We start from the raw sequence: 16,669 nt of genomic DNA, 5'->3' as shown, positions 1-16,669 counted from the left end.
CCCGGTCACCCCGCGCGCCCCGTACACCAGGTCCGGCCGCACGGCGACGACGGCACCGACCGTCAGCGCAGTGATCGCCGCCTCGCCGATGCCGATCAGTACGTGCACCCCGACCATCGCCGCGAAGACCTTGCCGATCGCCACGTCCGCCGTGCCGCCGAGCGCGTAGATCGCGGTGAAGGCCACCGCCGCGGCCGGAACGGAGACCAGCGCGGCCACGAAGGACGCGACGGTGACCGTGCGGCGGCGGTGCGGGGCCAGCTTCACGATCGTGCGGAAGATCGCGTACGCCACGACCGTGGTGACCAGGGCCATGTCCGTGATGTTGACGCCGAGTGCGGTGAGGCCGCCGTCCGCGAACAGGACCCCCTGCATCAGCAGCACCACGGAGACGCACAGCACCCCCGTGTACGGTCCGACGAGGATGGCGGCCAGCGCCCCGCCCAGCAGGTGCCCGCTGGTCCCGGCGGCGACGGGGAAGTTCAGCATCTGCACCGCGAAGATGAACGCCGCGACCAGCCCGGCCAGCGGCGCGGTCCGCTCGTCCAGCTCCCGCCGCGCACCGCGCAGGCTGACCGCCACGGCCCCGGCGGCGACCACACCGGTCGCCACCGACACCGGTGCGTCGATGAATCCGTCGGGCACATGCATGGCCGGACTCCGCTCCTGAGCTGCAGCTAACCGATCGATGGTAGCTCGTACCTGCAACTCGTTCGCAAGAGCTTGGACGCGCAGGAGCGCGGCCCTCGCGTGTTCGCCCCGCCCCGGCCGGTACGCCGACGGCGGCCCTCCGTGATCGGAGGGCCGCCGTCGGATCGAAGGTGACGCCGGGGCTGACCGGCGGCTCAGCCGCGGGCCGGAAGACCGCCGTCGGGCCGAGGCATGGAACCGGCGTCAGACGCGGGTCAGCTCGGCGTCGGGGTCGGCGTCCTTGTCGCGCTGCTGGTCCGGACCGGACGATTCGAGCTGCTTGCGCAGCCCCTCGCCCTCCACGTCCACATTGGGCAGCGCCCTGTCCAGCCAGCGCGGAAGCCACCAGGCCGTCTTGCCGAGCAGCCCCAGGACCGCCGGGACGATGGCCATGCGGACCACGAAGGCGTCGAAGAGGACGGCGGTGGCGAGGCCGAAGCCGATCATCTTGATCATCGACTCGGACGAGCCGATGAATCCGGCGAAGACGCTGATCATGATGACCGCGGCCGCGGTGACCACCCGGGCGCCGTGCCGGAAGCCGGTGACGACGGCCTGACCGGGACGCTCGCCGTGGACGAACGCCTCCCGCATCCGGGTCACCAGGAAGACCTCGTAGTCCATCGCCAGACCGAACACCACACCGATCATGAAGATCGGCATCATGCTCATGATCGGGCCGGTCTCCTCGACCCCGAACAGATCGGCCAGCCAGCCCCACTGGAAGACCGCGACCACCGCGCCGAGCGCCGCGACGACGGACAGCAGGAAGCCGAGCGCCGCCTTGAGCGGGACCAGAACGGACCGGAAGACGACCATCAGCAGCAGGAACGCCAGTCCGACGACGAGCACCAGATAGGGCAGCAGCGCGTCGTTGAGCTTCTGCGAGATGTCGATGTTCATCGCCGTCTGACCGGTCACCAGCACCTCGGCGCCGGTGTCGGACTTGAACTCGCCCGCCTTGTCCCGGATGTCGCCGACCAGGTCCTCGGTGTCGACGCTGCTGGGCTTGGACTTGGAGATGACGGTGAGCGTCGCGGTGTCGCCGGCCTTGTTGAACGCGGCGGGGGTGACCCCGGCCACATCGTCCAGGCCGCCGATGGTCTTGCGGATCCGCTCGGCCGCGCCCTTGGCGTCATCGCTGCCCTTGGCGTCGATGACCACCATCAGCGGACCGTTGTAGCCGGGGCCGAAGCCCTTGGAGATCATGTCGTACGCCTGCCGCTTCTGGCTGCTGACCGGCTGCGAACCGTCGTCCGGCAGGCCGAGCTCCAGGCTGAGGGCGGGCACGGCGGCCGCGCCGAGGCCGACCACGGCCACCAGCAGCACCGCCAGCGGGCGGCGCAGCACGAAGCGGGCCCAGCGGGTGCCCATGTTGGGCTTCTCCTCGGAGCCGCCCGGCGCCGCCGTGGCGCGCTCCTCCAGCCGCCGGCGTGCCTTGCGGCCGAACACCCGCTTGCCGGCGAAGCCCAGCAGCGCCGGGATGAGGCTGATCGCGATGAGGACGGCGATGACGACCGTACCGGCCGCGGCGAAGCCCATCTTGGACAGCATCGGGATGTTGACGACGGCGAGGCCGACCAGCGCGATGACCACGGTGAGGCCCGCGAAGACCACCGCGGAGCCCGCGGTGCCCACGGCGCGTCCGGCGGCTTCCTCCCCGTCCCGCCCCTCGGCCAGTTCGGCGCGGTAGCGGGAGACGATGAACAGCGCGTAGTCGATGCCGACCGCGAGGCCGATCATCATCGCCAGCGTCGAGGTGGTGGAGGACAGGCCCAGGGTGGTGGCGAGCGCGGTGATCGCGGAGATGCCGATGCCGACGCCGATGAGCGCGGTCAGCAGCGGCAGTCCGGCGGCGACCAGCGAGCCGAAGGTGATCGCGAGCACGACCGCGGAGATCGCGATGCCGATGACCTCGGTGGCGCCGGTCTCCGGCATCTCCTGGAGCGCGTCACCGCCGATCTGCACCGTCAGGCCCGATTCCTGTGCCTTCTCCCCGGCCTTCTCCAGACCGTCCTTGGCGGGGTCCTTCAGCTCCAGGGCGTTGGCCTTGTAGCTGGTCAGGATGTACGCCGTGGTGCCGTCCTTGCTGACGGCACCGGTCTGGAACGGGTCGGCGACCGAGGCGACCTGCGGCGAGCTGGCCTTGAGGTCGGCGATGGTCTTGGTGACCACGGCCTTGTTGTCCGGGTCGGTCATCTTCTCGCCGCTCGGGGCGCGGAAGACCACACGGGCGGTGGCGCCGTCCGCGTTACCACCGGGGAACCGCTGTTCCAGCAGGTCGAATGCCTTCTGGGCCTCGGTACCGGGGATGGAGAAGCTGTCGTTGGCAGGCTGTGAGGCGGTGGCGGCGCCGACGCCCGCGACCGCGAGCAGCGCCACCCATATGAGTGCGACGAAGCCGCGGCGCCGGAACGCGAACCGGCCGAGCTTATAGAGGAAGGTGGCCACGAGGAGAGGTGCTCCCGTCGGATTGGTGGGCACTGGGCAGGGATGGGTCACCGAACCGGCGACGAGAGCGGCGCGCCGGCCGGGGCTTATGAGGTTGTGCGGGGAGAAAGCGCCTGGGGAGTGGCGAGAGGGAAGGGGAAGGGCTATGCGGCGCCGAGCGCGGGGAGGATCACGGCGTCGATGTATTCCAGGAGATACGTCTGGTCCGGCTGCTTGCCCTCGACGAGCGATCGGCTGATGAACGCGCCGCACATCATGTGCACGACGTAGTTCAGGGCGGGCCGGTCCGGGGCGACCTCGCCCCGGTCGACAGCGCGCCCGAGCAGCGTGTTGAGAGCATCGATCTCGGGATAGATCAACAGCTCCCGCAGGGCCTCGTGAAGGTCCGGGTGGTCATGGCTTGCTTGGGCGAGTCCCCTCATCAGCGCGGCGTCCCGCTCATGGACGGTCTCCGAACACCGCGCGATCTCCCGCAGGTCCCCGCGGAGCGATCCGGTGTCGACGCCCTCGAGCAGAACGGGCTTGGTGTGGCGCAGCGCGGTCGCGACCAGCTGCGGCTTGCCTTTCCACTGGCGGTAGAGCGTGGCCTTGCTGGAGCGCGTACGGGCCGCGACGGCATCCATCGTCAGTCCGTCGTACCCGGCCTCGCCCAGCAGCTCGACCACCGCCTCGTACAGTTCCCGCTCCCGCTCGGGGGTGAGCCTGCTGCGACGCGCCCGGCCGGTGTCCGGGTCCTCGGTCCTCCGGTCCATGGTCCGCATGGCGTGTCGCCTCCCTCCGAACGAAACGGTTTCGTACTCCTCCAGCATAAGCCCGCCCACTATCGAAACTATGCCGTTTCGCTAGTGGTGTCGGTCACAGAACCGAGTTGCTCCGAATGGCCCAGCTCGAAAACATGGGTGGGGTGGAGAGTGACGCGAGCGACGACGACCTTGCCTACCTGCGATTTCCGCATCTGCACGGCGACTTGCTGTGCTTCGCGGCCGAGGACGACCTGTGGGCCGCCCCGCTGACCGCCCCCGGTGAGCCCCCGGGACGCGCCTGGCGGCTGACCGTGGACCGTACGCGCGTGGGGCCCGCCCGCTTCTCCCCCGACGGCTCCCAGATCGCGTTCACCACCTGGCGCAGCCTCGACCCGGAGATCCACCTCGTTCCCGTCACCGGCGGCCCGGCCCGCCGGCTGACCTACTGGGGCAGTACGGACGCCGAGGTCCGCGGCTGGACCCCGCCGGACCAGGACGGCGTCGCGCAGATCCTCGCCGTATCCTCCCACGAGCAGCCGCATCCGCACTTCTCCTGGGCCTACAGCCTGCCCACCGACGGCAGCCCCGGCGGACGGCTGCCCTGGGGGCCGGTGGCCGACATCGCGGTGGCCGACCTCGACGGTGAGCGCCGCACCCTGCTGCTGACCGGCAAACCCCCGCACGAGCCCGCCACCTGGAAGCGCTACCGGGGCGGTGCGACGGGCCGGCTGTGGCTGCACGGCGTCCGGCTCATGGAGGAGCTGAACGGCCATCTGGAGGCGGCGATGTTCGTCGGCGGCCGGATCGCCTTCCTCTCCGACCACGAGGGCATCGGCAACCTCTACTCCTGCCTGCCCGACGGCACCGGTCTGCGCCGCCACACCGACCACGCCGACTTCTACGCCCGGCACGCCTCGACCGACGGCTCCCGCGTCGTCTACCAGTGCGCGGGCGAGCTGTGGCTGGTGGACGATCTGAGCCCGGACGGCGAGCCGCGCAAGCTGGAGGTACGGCTCGGCGGGGCGCGGGCCGGGCGGCGGCGCTACCAGGTGCCGGCCGCCTCGCACATCGACTCGCTGTCGGTGGACACCACGGGCCGGGCGAGCGCGGTGTGCGTACGCGGCAGCCTCTACTGGCTCACCCACCGCGACGGCCCCGCCCGCACCCTCGCCGACACCCCGGGCGTCCGGGTGCGGCTGCCCGTGATGCTGGGCTCCACCGGCCGGGTCGCCTATCTCACCGACGCGGAGGGCGAGGACGCCATAGAGATCGCGCATCTGCCCCGGGCCAGCGGCCCGAGCGAGCCCCGGCGGCTGGCCGCCGGACGGCTGGGACGGGTGCACGAACTGGAACCCTCACCCGACGGCGACCGGCTCGCGGTCGCCGCCCACGACGGGCGGCTGCTGCTGGTGGACACCTCCCCCGACGGGGACGGCGAGGTCACCGAGCTGGTCCGGTCCGACAACGGCCCGGTCGGCGACCTCGCCTTCTCCCCGGATTCGGGCTGGCTGGCCTGGTCCCACCCCGGCATAGGCCGCAGTCTGCGCTCGATCAGGATCGCGCGGCTGGCCGACCGGACCGTGGTCGACGTGACCAGTGGGCGGTTCGAGGACGAGGAGCCGGTGTTCACCAGCGACGGCCGCTATCTCGCCTTCCTCTCCTGGCGGGGCTTCGACCCGGTCTACGACGTGCACACCGGGGACCTCTCCTTCCCGCTGGGCTGCCGCCCCTACCTCGTCCCGCTGTCCTCCGCGACCCCCTCGCCCTTCGCGCTGTCCCCCGAGGGGCGCCCGGCGGCGGGCGGGCTCGACCCGGACGACAGCGGGGGCGACAGCGACGGCACGGTGACGGTCGAGGTCGAGGGGCTGGCCAGCCGGGTCACGGTCTTCCCGGTGTCCGCGTCCAAGTACTCCTCGCTGTACCCGGTCAGCGGCGGCGGGCTGGTGTGGCTGCGCTGGCCGATCTCGGGCGCGCTCGGCGAGACGTTCGCCAATCCGGCCGAGACCTCGGGCCGTCCCACCCTCGAACACTTCGACCTGGCGAAGGCCAAGCGCACCGAACTCACCAGCGAGCTGGACTGGTTCGCGGTCAGCGGCGACGGCACCCGCCTGGTGGCCTACGACGACGGCGATCTGCGCGCGATGCCCGCCACCGAGACCGGCGACAGCGACTCCACGGTCCACATCGACATGCGGCGGATCCAGCACACCGTCGACCCGGCCGCCGAATGGCGGCAGGCGTACGCCGAGGCCGGGCGGATCACCCGGCACTACTACTGGGACCCGGGGATGTGCGGGGTCGACTGGGACGGGGTGCTCGACCAGTACCGTCCCCTGGTCGAACGGGTCGCCTCGCCCGACGAGTTCGCCGATCTGCTCCGCGAGACCCTCGGCGAGCTGGGCACCTCGCACGCCTACGTCAGCGCCGCGCGCCGCAACGAGGGCCCGGCCCACTACCAGCGCCCCATCGGGCTGCTCGGCGCCAACCTGACCCGCACCAAGGACGGCCGGTGGGCGGTGGCGCGCATCCTGCCCGGCGAGTCCTCCGACTCCCGGGCCCGCTCGCCGCTGGCCGGTCTGGGCATCCGGGACGGCGCCGTCCTCACCCATGTCGACGGCCGCCCGGTGGACCCGGTGGCCGGTCCGTATCCGCTGCTGACGGCCGCGGGCGGAACGACCGTGGAGCTGACCTTCGAGCCGCCGGACGGCGAGGGACCACCGCGCCGGGTCGCGGTCTCCCCGCTGATCGACGACCGGCCGCTGCGCTACCAGGACTGGGTCGCCCAGCGCCGGGCCGTGGTGCGGGAGTTGAGCGACGGGCGGTGCGGCTACCTCCACATCCCCGACATGGGCGGCTCGGGCTGGGCGCAGTTCAACCGCGATCTGCGCCGCGAGATGTCGCTGCCCGCGCTGATCGTGGACGTCCGGGGCAACGCGGGCGGCAACATCAGCGAGCTGGTGGTCGAGAAGCTCACCCGCAAGGTCATGGGCTGGGACCTCACCCGCGGCGCGCAGCCCGTGTCGTACTCCAGCAACGCCCCGCGCGGGCCGATCGTCGCGCTCGCCGACGAGGCCACCTCCTCCGACGGCGACATGATCACCGCGGCCTTCAAGATCCAGGGCATCGGCCCGGTGGTGGGGCTGCGCACCTGGGGCGGGGTGGTCGGGATGACCGGCCGTCACCGCCTCGGCGACGGCACGTCGATCACGGTGCCGATGAACGCGGCCTGGTTCGACGCCTACCGCTGGGGCGTGGAGAACCACGGTGTGGAGCCGGACATCGAGGCACCGCGCTCCCCCGTGGACTGGGCCGAGGGCCGCCATCCGCAGCTGGGGGTCGCCGTCCGCACCGCGCTCGATCTGCTGGAACGGCACCCGGCCGCCACCCCGCCGGACCACTCGGGCGTCCCCGATCTGCGTCGGCCCGAACTGCCGCCGCGCGAGGGCACGGGGAAGAAAGCGCGCCCGGCCCGGGGGAAGGACCGGCAGGCACCGGGCAAGGAAGCGCGACCGGCCCGGGGGAAGGGGACCCGTCAGGCGCGGGGACGGGGGCAAGCGCCGGGACAAGGGGCCCCGGAGGCCCCGGAGGCCCAGGGGGCCGAGGGGGCACAGGGCAGGGGAACCCGGAAGACACCGGAGAAGGAAACCGGGAAACCACCGGCCAAGAAAGCCCGGAAGACACCGGGCAAGAAAGCCCTGAAGCCACCGGGCAAGGAAGCGCGATAGGCGATAGGCGCGGACGCAGGGGCGCATCCCCATGGCCGATCCGATCATGAGGATGCTCCCCTCCCGCCCCGGTGCGTCACATGTCCTCGAAGGGCTCCTGATCCCCCATCTCGTCGCCCATACCCGACTGACGGCGCTCATCGCTCATCCGCTGGGCCTGCCCCCGGGACTCCGACCCCGCCTGTCGGCCACGGCGCTGCTCCTGCCCCGGCTCCGGACGAGGGCGCTCCTGCACGCCTTCGCCGGACCGTCGGCCCCGCCGCGGCTCCTGGCCCCGCTCGCCCTGCGGCGGCTTCCGCTTGGCCTGCTGGGCCTTCTCGTTGGACTGGTCCTTGGTGCCCATGTGTCACTCCTCATCGGGTGAAAGGCGTCGGGCCCGACCAGAGTCACACATACCGACTTTCTCCGCATTCCGGATGCGTGCCCGAGCGAAGGGAACGAAGAAAGCGCAGCTCAGGACGGTTGACGGAGCGTTATGGGTGACGCTCCGTGGCCGCCGTACGCGCCTTCTCGTCCGCCGCGCCGCCCTGGCCCACCAGACCGCCCCGCCCTTCCCGGGTCGCCGCCAGCCGTGGTTCGGCACGGCGCATCTCGCGTCGGCCCACGGCGTGGATGAACGCGGGCAGACAGCCGCGCACCGGCTGCATACCGCGCAGCCACCACTGCGCGTACACATGCGCCGACCGGCGCTCGATACCTGCCACCAGCCGGTCCACCGCCGGGCCCAGCGGATAGGTCCGGCCCGCGGGCCAGGGCAGCCGCTGCCGCAGCTCCCGCATCGCCTCGTCCCGGTCGGCGCCGCGCACCATGTCGGTGTCCGTCCAGCTCAGATAGCCCACGCCGACCCGGACCCCACGGTGGCCCACCTCGGCCCGCAGGCTGTGGGCGAACGCCTCGACCCCGGACTTGGACGCGCAGTAGGCCGTCATCATGGGCGCGGGCGCGAGCGCGGCGAGCGAGGCGATCTGCAGCAGATAGCCACGGCTGGCGAGCAGCGCGGGCAGGAACGCACGGGCGGTGGTGGCGCTGCCCAGCAGATTGACCTCGATCACCCGACGCCAGGCCGTCTCGTCGGAGTCGAGGAACGGACTGCCCTGGGCCACGCCCGCGTTGGCGCACACGATGTCCACCGCGCCGAACCGCTCCACGACCTCCTCCGCCACCCGTGCCATCGCCTCGGCGTCGGTGACATCGGCGTACCAGTGGGCGGAGTCGGTCGGCAGCCGCTCAGAGACCCGCTTCAGCTCATCGGGCTCCAGGCCCACCAGGGCGACCTTGGCGCCGCGTGCGGAGAGCTTGCGGGCGAGCAGCTCACCGACGCCCCGCGCCGCACCCGTCACCACCGCGATCCGACCCTGAAGGCTTCCGCGCGCACTCATGCCGTCTGCTCCTTCGCTTCCACTGCCGGATCTCCGGCTTCCGTCACTGTCGTGGCGCGGGCCTCGCGGACCCCCTCGAAGGGTGCGCGGGCATCCGCAGGGACTTCACGGCCGTCCTCACGGGCCTCGCGGACACCCCCACGGGCCTCGCGGACACCCCCACGGGCCTCACGGGCCTCCCCACGGACTTCGCGGACCTCCCCACGGGCCTCGCGGACGCCCCCGAAGGGTGCGCGGGCCTCCGCCTCCCCGCGCGGCTCGCGGCCACCCCCGTACTCCTCGGCCAGGGCGCGGATCACCCCGGCCACCGCCCCGGGGTCCTCCATCGGAGTCATATGGCCGAGCCCCGGGAGTTCGGTGACGCCCGTGCAGTGCGGCAGCCCGGCGGCGAGGGCATGGGCGTGCTCGGGCGGGGTGAGCCGGTCGGCGGTACCGACGATGACGGCCGTGGGCATGGTCAGCTCACCGATCCGCGCGTCCAGCTCGATGTCGAGCAGGACCCGGCCCCATCCGGCGCGTACGGCACGGGGGCAGGCGTGCAGGATCCGCGCGCACACGTCCACCGTGGCCGGGTCGGCGCCGGGGCCCATCGTGGCGTATCGCACCAGCCGCCGGGAGAGCGGTGTGATCGGGCCCAGGGGGGCGCGTGAGCCGAGCAGCGCGCGATGCACCCGTGCCCGTGCGCGCGGCGAGCGCAGCGGCACCACCCGCGACCGGTCCACCAGCCGTGAGGCGCCCGTACTGCACAGCACCGCGGCGGCCGCGCGCTCGCGCAGCCCGGGGCGTCCGGCGGCGGCCATCAGCGTCATGCCGCCCATGGAGTGGCCCGCCAGCACGGCCCGCCGGCCGGGCGGAAGGGTCGCTTCCAGCACCGCCACCAGGTCGTCGGCCAGGGCGTTGGTGCTGTAGCCGCCGGGGCCGGGGGCTGGGCTGCGGCCATGGCCGCGCTGGTCGTACACGATCACCCGGTGGTCGGCGGAGAGCGCGCGCACCACCGGCGCCCAGAAGGCCGTCGAGCAGGTCCAGCCGTGGGCGAGGAGGACGGCCGGGGCGCCGGCGTCGTCGGGGCCGTGCAGCTCCGCGTGGAGCCGGCTCCCGTCGGCCGAGACGACCGTCAGATCGCGCACCGGGACGGGCGGTGCGTACGGCCCGGAGGGCAGGGCTGGAGGCCGCCTCACCGCGCTCCCCTCCCCGCACCGGCCGTGGACACCGTGGCCCTGGCCGGTCCGGTGCGCGGCCTCAGCACCGTGTACTCGGCGAGGTCCACGCGCCGGGTCACCCTCCGCAGCTCGCTGGTCGTCCCGGGCCACAGGGTGGTGTTGCGGCCGTTGTCGAGGTACCAGCTGTCGCAGCCGCCGGTGTTCCACACCGTGCGCTTCATCCGTTCCTGGACCATGTCGGTGTAGGCGCGCACCGCGGACGGCCGGGCGTCCAGTGCGACCTTGCCGCCCAGGGTGTCCAGCTGGCGCAGATAGTCGGCCATATAGGCCAGCTGCGCCTCGATGACGAGGATCATCGAGCTGTTCCCGAGGCCGGTGTTGGGACCGATGATGGTCAGGAAGTTGGGGAAGCCCGCCGGGCTGGTCCCGCGCAGCGCCTCCATCCCGCCCTTCCACTCCTCCGCGAGCGTCGTACCGCGCGCCCCGGTCACCCGGTGGGCCACGGGGACATCGGTCACGTGGAAGCCGGTGCCGAAGACGATCATGTCGGCCTCGGCCTCGGTGCCGTCGGCGCCGACGAGGGTGGCGCCGCGCACCTCCTTCAGCCCGGCCGGGACCACGTCCACATGCGGCTTTGCGAGCGCCGGATAGTAGTCGTTGGAGAGCAGGATCCGCTTGCAGCCGATGCGGTAGTCCGGGGTCAGCGCCGCGCGCAGGGCCGGGTCCTTGACGGCCCGTCGCATATGCGCCCGGGCCAGCCGCTCGACGAACCGCATCTCGCCCGGCCGTTTGGTGAAGGCCCCGACCTGCAGCTCCCGGATGCCCCACAGCACGCCCCGGCGCAGCGCGCGGGTGGCCGGGACCTTCGTGTGCAGCCATCGTTCGACACCGCTGATCCGGCGGTCCATCCGCGGCAGCACCCAGGCCGGGGTGCGCTGGAAGAGGGTCAGCCGGCCGACCTCGCGCTCGATGGCGGGAACGATCTGGATGGCCGAGGCGCCGGTGCCGATCACCGCCACGCGCTTGCCGCGCAGATCGACGGTGTGGTCCCAGCGCGCGGAGTGGAAAACGGCGCCGGGGAAGCCGTCGAGCCCCGGAATGTCCGGGACCCGGGGGTCGGCGAGCGGACCGGTGGCGCTGACCACGACATCGGCGGTCAGCGAGCCCCGCGCCGTCTCCACCTCCCAGTGCACCGCCCCGGAGTCCCAGCGCATTGACAGCACCTCGGCGCCGAAGCGCAGGTGCGGCCGGAGCCCGAAGGTGTCGGCGACCCGCTCCAGATACGCGCGGATGTGCGGCTGGCCGGAGAAGTTCCGGGGCCAGTCGGGGTTGGGCGCGAAGGAGAAGGAGTACAGGTGCGACGGGACGTCACAGGCGCAGCCCGGATAGGTGTTGTCCCGCCAGGCCCCGCCGACCGCGTCCGCCCGCTCCAGGACCACGAAGTCGGTGATGCCCGCGCGGCGCAGCCGCACCGCCGCTCCCAGCCCGCCGAATCCGGCTCCGATCACCGCCACCCGTACATGCTCACGCGTCAGCCCAGCCATGCCGCCGCCTCCCAGGAACGCTCGAAACGACCGTGCCAGCAATCACTGGCACAATGGGAGCGTAGGACAGGGATCTATCAAGCGGTAGGGGCTGTGGATAACGAAGTTACCGCCGGTCGCACCCAACCGACGGCGGCATAGGCTTCCCTCGTGGCGATGAACGAGGCGGACGAGGTACGCGAGTACCGCATGGCGGAACTGGCCGAGGAGGCCGGAATCACCGTGCGCACCCTGCGCTTCTACCGGGAGCGCAAGCTGATCCCGCCGCCGCGCCGCGAGGGCCGGATCGCCTGGTACAACGACCACCACCTGGCCCGGCTGCGGACGATCGCGGCGCTGCTGGAGCGCGGCCACACCCTGGGCGGCATCGCCGAGTTGCTCACCGCCTTCGAAAGCGGCCGCCGGGACGTCGGCGAGCTGCTCGGCCTGCCCGGCACGGTCGCCTCCTGGCCCAAGGAGACTCCGGTCCGGCTCACCCCGGAGGCGCTCGCGGACTACTTCGCGGGCGAGGTCACCCCGGAGAACCTCATCGCCTCCCTCGACCTGGGCTATCTGGCCGTCGACGGCGACGAGATCGTCCACCTCAGCCGCCGCCTGCTGGACGTCTCACACACCCTGGTCGAACAGGGCGTCCCCCTGGCCGCCGTCCTCGCGGCGGCGCGCGAGGTGCGGGAAAGTGTGGACGCGATCGCCGAGACCTTCGTCACACTGCTGCGCGACCACGTACTGGCGGACGCACTGGAGCGCGGTGAGGACGTCGGCGAGACCGTGGACCGGCTGCGGCCGCTGGCCACGAGCGTGGTGGACGCCGAACTGACGATGGCCATGAACCGCAGGATGCGGGCGGACCTGGGCAGTGAGCCGCCCGGAAACGCCTCCGGGGGCCGGTGACCCCGCGAAGGCAGGACCGAGCGAGGTGAGCACCCGAAGACCGGCGACCCCGCCAACACCAGCACCCCACGGAACCAGCGAACCCACGAACACCAACGCCCAGGACCGGCGAGCCCGCGAACCCGAGCACCCCAGGACCAGCGAGCCCGCCAACACCAGCACCCCAAGCAAGCGACCCCGCCAACACCAGCGAACCCACGGAACCAGCGAACCCGCGCCACCGCCAACACCAGCGCCCCCACATCACACGCAGCCGACCCCGACCGGCGCGCCCGCGCGACGCTCCGCGAAGCTCAGTGCGCCGGGCCGTAGACCACCGTCACCGGAGCGTGGTCGCTCCACCGCTGGTCGTAGGCGGCGGCCCGCTCCACGACCGCCTTGACCGCCCGTCCGGCGAGCCCGGGTGTGGCGATCTGGTAGTCGATGCGCCAGCCCGCGTCGTTGTCGAAGGCCCGGCCCCGGTAGGACCACCACGAGTACGGACCGGCGACGTCCGGGTGCAGGGCGCGCACCACGTCCACGTACGCCGCCTCCTCGAGCACACGGGTCAGCCAGGCCCGCTCCTCCGGCAGGAACCCGGACTTCTTCTGGTTGGCCTTCCAGTTCTTGAGGTCGGCCTCCTGGTGGGCGATGTTCCAGTCGCCGCACACCAGCGCCTCGCGCCCACCGGCCGCCGCCCGCTCGCGCAGCTCCTTCAGGTACGGAAGGAACTCCGCCATGAAGCGCTCCTTCTCGTCCTGGCGGTCCGTGCCGACCTCACCCGAGGGCAGGTACAGGCTGCCGACGGTCACGCCGGGCAGATCGACCTCCACATAGCGGCCGCTGCCGTCGAACTCGGACGACTGGAAGCCGACCCGGACGCCCTCCAGCTCGCGCCGGGCGTACACCGACACCCCGGCCCGGCCCTTGGCCGCCGCGGGGGCGTGCACCACGTGCCAGCCGTCGGGCTCGCGGACCCCCTCGGGCAGCTCGTTCGGTTCGGCACGTACCTCCTGGAGGCACACCACATCGGCCGCGGTACCGTCCAGCCAGGACACGAAGCCCTTCTTGGCGGCGGCGCGCAGCCCGTTCACATTCACGGTCGTCACGGTGAGCACCCCGGCACGATACGCCACAAAAATCACGGGCCCGCCATACCGCATAGAAGTACGATCCGTCGCGTGAATATCCGACCCATACGCTACGACCACCCCGACGCCCGCAAGCTCGACGAGGAAGTGCAGGCGGAGTACGCCGAGCGCTACGGCGAGGAGGATCTGACGCCCATGGACGCGGCCCACTTCGACCCGCCGCACGGCCTGTACCTCATCGCCTACGACACCGACGGCACCCCGATCGCGAGCGGCGGCTGGCGCAGCCAGGAGCGGAACGGGGAGGGCTACGAGGACGGCGACGCCGAGATCAAGCGGATGTTCGTGGTGCGCCAGGCACGCGGGCGCGGACTGGCCCGGCGGATCCTCGCGGCGCTGGAGGACAGCGCGCGGGAGGCGGGCCGGGTGCGGATGGTCATGGAGACCGGCACCGAGCAGCCGGAGGCCATAGCGCTCTACACCTCGTCCGGCTACACACCGGTGCCGAAGTTCGGGCTCTACCGCTTCGAGGAGACCAGCCGCTGCTACGCCAAGTCCCTCAAGGACGCGGCCCCGAGGCCATGACGAGGGCCCGCTCCCGGCCCGGAGCGGGCCCGTTACGGCTGCCATGCGGCTGGGCTCGCCTCAGCCCTGTCCGGCGAACTTCTCGCTGATGGCGCTGAACACGCCCTTGGCCTCGGCCCCCAGATGCGGACCGGCGAGCCAGGTGTGTCCGTACGAGCCGATCGAACTGTTGGACACCAGCACCGTCTTGCCGCCGTGGTCGACGAGCCAGCCGCCGCCCGAGGTACCCCCGGTCATCGAGCAGCCGATCCGGTACATCGTCGGCGAGGTGGGCGAGAACGACAGCCGGCCCGGCCGGCTGGTGCAGTTGAACATCTTCGCCCCGTCGTACGGCGGGGCCTGCGGATAGCCGTAGGCGCCGATCGAGCTCACCTGGTCCGCCGACGGCGCCCCGAACCACACCGGCACCGAGGCCCCGACCGTCTCCTGGAGCGACCTGCCGCCGCCGTTCTCGGGCTTCACGTGCAGCACCGCGAAGTCGTACGCCGACGCCACCCCGCCGGTCCCACCGCCGCCCGCGATCCACTGGGAGGAGGTCTGCGACCAGTCCGCCCACCACACGCCGTACGGGCTGACCTCGTTCTGCGCCGCCGTCTGCGCCTGCTCCGCCGCCAGCCCGTTGTCGTTGTACGAGGGCACGAACACGATGTTGCGCATCCAGCCGCCCCGCTTGCCGGAGTGCACACAGTGACCCGCGGTCCACACCAGGTTGGACTTCCCCGGATGGGCCGGGTCGTCGACCACCGTGCCGGAGCACACCATCGGCCCCTCGGGGCTGTCGAAGAACACCTTCCCGACCGGCGCCATGTTCTGGTGGTACGGCCGCGAGACCTCCTGGGCCGGCACGGCGGGCGGCTCGGGATCAGTGGCCGCCTGGTCCTGCCCGGCGCTCTGCGCGGAAACGGTGTTCGGCGAGTCCTCCGCCTTGGCCATCCTCGAGGGCCGCCAGAAGTTCTTGATGATCGGGTTGGCGAATTCCGATGCCTTGCGCGCCCACTCGTCCCAGTCCTTCCAGCCGCCCTCCTTCCACTTCTTCAGGTCGTCCAGACTCGTCGGGACACCATCGGGCAACTGGATCCCGTCCTTGGCCTGCTGCCCGGTAGACGCGGCCGAGGACCCCGACGCGGAAGCCGCCTTGTCGTCACCGGAGCCGCAGCCCGAGGCGGAGACCACCAGCAGCGCGGTCATGGCCGCGGCCGCCACGGTGGATCGGCGTATGAGTGGCATGGAGCCTTATCCCCCTGTTGTGGTGCAGTTGTTGTGCTGTGCGCAGTGGTGTGCTGTGCCCTACGGGTGCTTTCACGCCATGGAGCCACCGGACAGCCATCTACTATGCCCGCGCCCCCGCCCCACGCCATCACCCGTCTCAGGGCCCGCACCAAACACGAACGCCCTCAGCACGATTCCATGACATCGCCCCCCGCACCCGGACGAGCGCCAGCAGGACCAGACCGCCGCCTGCCGCGCAGGTCTCCGCGCCGGAGCGCGGCCGCCGTATCCCCGGCGGGGCTCTGATGTGCGTGGGGTGTTCACGAGCGGGTCTGGCATACGGCGACGCTCGGCAACAGCGCGTCCGTCGCCCAACTGCTCATCGCATGGCAGCACACCGCCGAGGTCTACTCCGACCCCGAACTGCTGGCCGCGCTGACACGGGACCACCGCGAAGACCACGGCCCGGTGCCTTGGCCATGCGGGGCTGGCGCTTGTAGGACTGGCGGTGGGGCCGGCGTATGGTGCGGCCGGTCCGCAGGGCCCGGGTCAGTTCACGACGGAGTTCTCCGCGGCCCTGGACGTAGAGAGCCTGGTAGATCGTCTCGTGGACCACGTGCATCTCCGGCCAGTCGGGGAAGCGGGCCCGTAGAGCCTGGCAGATCTGTTCCGGGCTCCAGCGCAGGGTGAGGTGCTCCTGGACGAAGTCGCGCAGTTCAGGGTTCTGGCCGATCTTCCCGACCTTGGGCCGAGGACGCCGGTGTTCGGCGCGGCGGTGGGCGGCGTGTGGCCGGTACACCCAGTCCTTGCCCCGCCAGAGCGCGCCGTTGCGGCGTATCTCCCGGCTGATGGTGGAGGGGCTGCGGCCCAGCTCGGCGGCTATCTGCCGGATGGACGCCTTCTCCCGCAGCCGGTCGGCGATGTGGATGCGGTCGGTCTCCCGCAGGTAGCGCGACGGCCCGGCGGCCGGAGCCTCCGCCGCGATGGGAGGCCTCGGCCGCCCCGTCGGCGGGGAATGCCAGCCGTTGCGCCATCTCTTGCCAGTCCGCCGGTTGATCCCGACGATCCGGATGGCTTCCCTGTTGCCGTAGCCCTGACTCATGAGCTGGAGATATACCTCCCGCTCACGAGTCAGGCGACGACCGCCCCCACCACTCCTGTCCTTGCGGATCTCGAAGTCCATCGCATCCCCTGAGCTGGGGTGTTGCGACGACCACTAGAA

At 71.9% G+C, this 16,669-nt stretch carries 12 protein-coding genes and 1 pseudogene; 3 read left to right on the top strand and 10 right to left on the bottom strand.

All coding sequences use genetic code 11. The features are described from left to right. The 3 genes from AXW62_RS35035 to AXW62_RS35025 form a co-directional block, all read right to left on the bottom strand. The coding region (locus AXW62_RS35035; RefSeq protein ID WP_169808200.1) for an energy-coupling factor ABC transporter permease at nucleotides 1-651 on the bottom strand (651 nt) is incomplete at its 3' end. Between the two features lie 243 nt (nucleotides 652-894). After that, a complete protein-coding gene (locus tag AXW62_RS35030) occupies nucleotides 895-3,141 on the bottom strand; it encodes an MMPL family transporter (protein ID WP_060947991.1) in 2,247 nt (748 codons plus the stop codon). 143 nt (nucleotides 3,142-3,284) lie between these two features. Next, nucleotides 3,285-3,902 carry a TetR/AcrR family transcriptional regulator gene (locus AXW62_RS35025; RefSeq protein ID WP_060947990.1) on the bottom strand — a complete coding sequence of 206 codons (618 nt, stop codon included), beginning with the start codon at nucleotides 3,900-3,902 and terminating at the stop codon, nucleotides 3,285-3,287. Between the two features lie 116 nt (nucleotides 3,903-4,018). Here AXW62_RS35025 and AXW62_RS35020 point away from each other — a divergent pair, with 116 nt between their 5' ends. Then, nucleotides 4,019-7,609, top strand: coding sequence for a S41 family peptidase (locus tag AXW62_RS35020; protein WP_252368848.1), 3,591 nt, complete (start codon nucleotides 4,019-4,021; stop codon nucleotides 7,607-7,609). Nucleotides 7,610-7,685: 76 nt separating this feature from the next. Here AXW62_RS35020 and AXW62_RS44230 read toward each other — a convergent pair whose 3' ends face one another. The 4 genes from AXW62_RS44230 to AXW62_RS35000 form a co-directional block, all read right to left on the bottom strand. Next, a complete protein-coding gene (locus AXW62_RS44230; RefSeq protein WP_060947989.1) occupies nucleotides 7,686-7,952 on the bottom strand; it encodes a hypothetical protein in 267 nt (88 codons plus the stop codon). 130 nt (nucleotides 7,953-8,082) lie between these two features. Then, nucleotides 8,083-8,988, bottom strand: coding sequence for an SDR family oxidoreductase (locus tag AXW62_RS35010; RefSeq protein WP_060947988.1), 906 nt, complete (start codon nucleotides 8,986-8,988; stop codon nucleotides 8,083-8,085). Then, on the bottom strand, nucleotides 8,985-10,166 hold the full coding sequence (locus AXW62_RS35005) for an alpha/beta fold hydrolase (protein WP_060947987.1): 1,182 nt from the start codon (nucleotides 10,164-10,166) through the stop codon (nucleotides 8,985-8,987). The genes AXW62_RS35010 and AXW62_RS35005 overlap by 4 nt, the downstream gene beginning before the upstream one ends. Next, nucleotides 10,163-11,692: a flavin-containing monooxygenase gene (locus tag AXW62_RS35000; protein ID WP_060947986.1), complete on the bottom strand. Its 1,530-nt coding sequence runs from the start codon at nucleotides 11,690-11,692 to the stop codon at nucleotides 10,163-10,165. The genes AXW62_RS35005 and AXW62_RS35000 overlap by 4 nt, the downstream gene beginning before the upstream one ends. 156 nt (nucleotides 11,693-11,848) lie before the next feature. On the opposite strand from AXW62_RS35000, the gene AXW62_RS34995 reads away from it, so the two are divergent. Continuing rightward, on the top strand, nucleotides 11,849-12,583 hold the full coding sequence (locus AXW62_RS34995) for a MerR family transcriptional regulator (RefSeq protein ID WP_060947985.1): 735 nt from the start codon (nucleotides 11,849-11,851) through the stop codon (nucleotides 12,581-12,583). 293 nt (nucleotides 12,584-12,876) lie between these two features. Here AXW62_RS34995 and AXW62_RS34990 read toward each other — a convergent pair whose 3' ends face one another. Continuing rightward, a complete protein-coding gene (locus AXW62_RS34990; RefSeq protein WP_060947984.1) occupies nucleotides 12,877-13,680 on the bottom strand; it encodes an exodeoxyribonuclease III in 804 nt (267 codons plus the stop codon). A 63-nt stretch (nucleotides 13,681-13,743) separates the two neighbouring features. On the opposite strand from AXW62_RS34990, the gene AXW62_RS34985 reads away from it, so the two are divergent. Next, nucleotides 13,744-14,238, top strand: coding sequence for a GNAT family N-acetyltransferase (locus AXW62_RS34985; protein WP_060947983.1), 495 nt, complete (start codon nucleotides 13,744-13,746; stop codon nucleotides 14,236-14,238). 60 nt (nucleotides 14,239-14,298) lie between these two features. Here AXW62_RS34985 and AXW62_RS34980 read toward each other — a convergent pair whose 3' ends face one another. Continuing rightward, nucleotides 14,299-15,465, bottom strand: a complete 1,167-nt coding sequence (locus AXW62_RS34980) for a trypsin-like serine peptidase (RefSeq protein WP_060947982.1) — start codon at nucleotides 15,463-15,465, stop codon at nucleotides 14,299-14,301. Between the two features lie 457 nt (nucleotides 15,466-15,922). Beyond that, nucleotides 15,923-16,630: pseudogene (locus tag AXW62_RS34975) on the bottom strand (transposase); the annotation flags it as partial. Nucleotides 16,631-16,669: the final 39 nt, after the last annotated feature.

This window comes from Streptomyces hygroscopicus subsp. hygroscopicus, from assembly GCF_001553455.1.
Lineage (GTDB): Bacteria > Actinomycetota > Actinomycetes > Streptomycetales > Streptomycetaceae > Streptomyces > Streptomyces hygroscopicus.
This window is presented reverse-complemented; position numbering and strand designations above follow the sequence as displayed.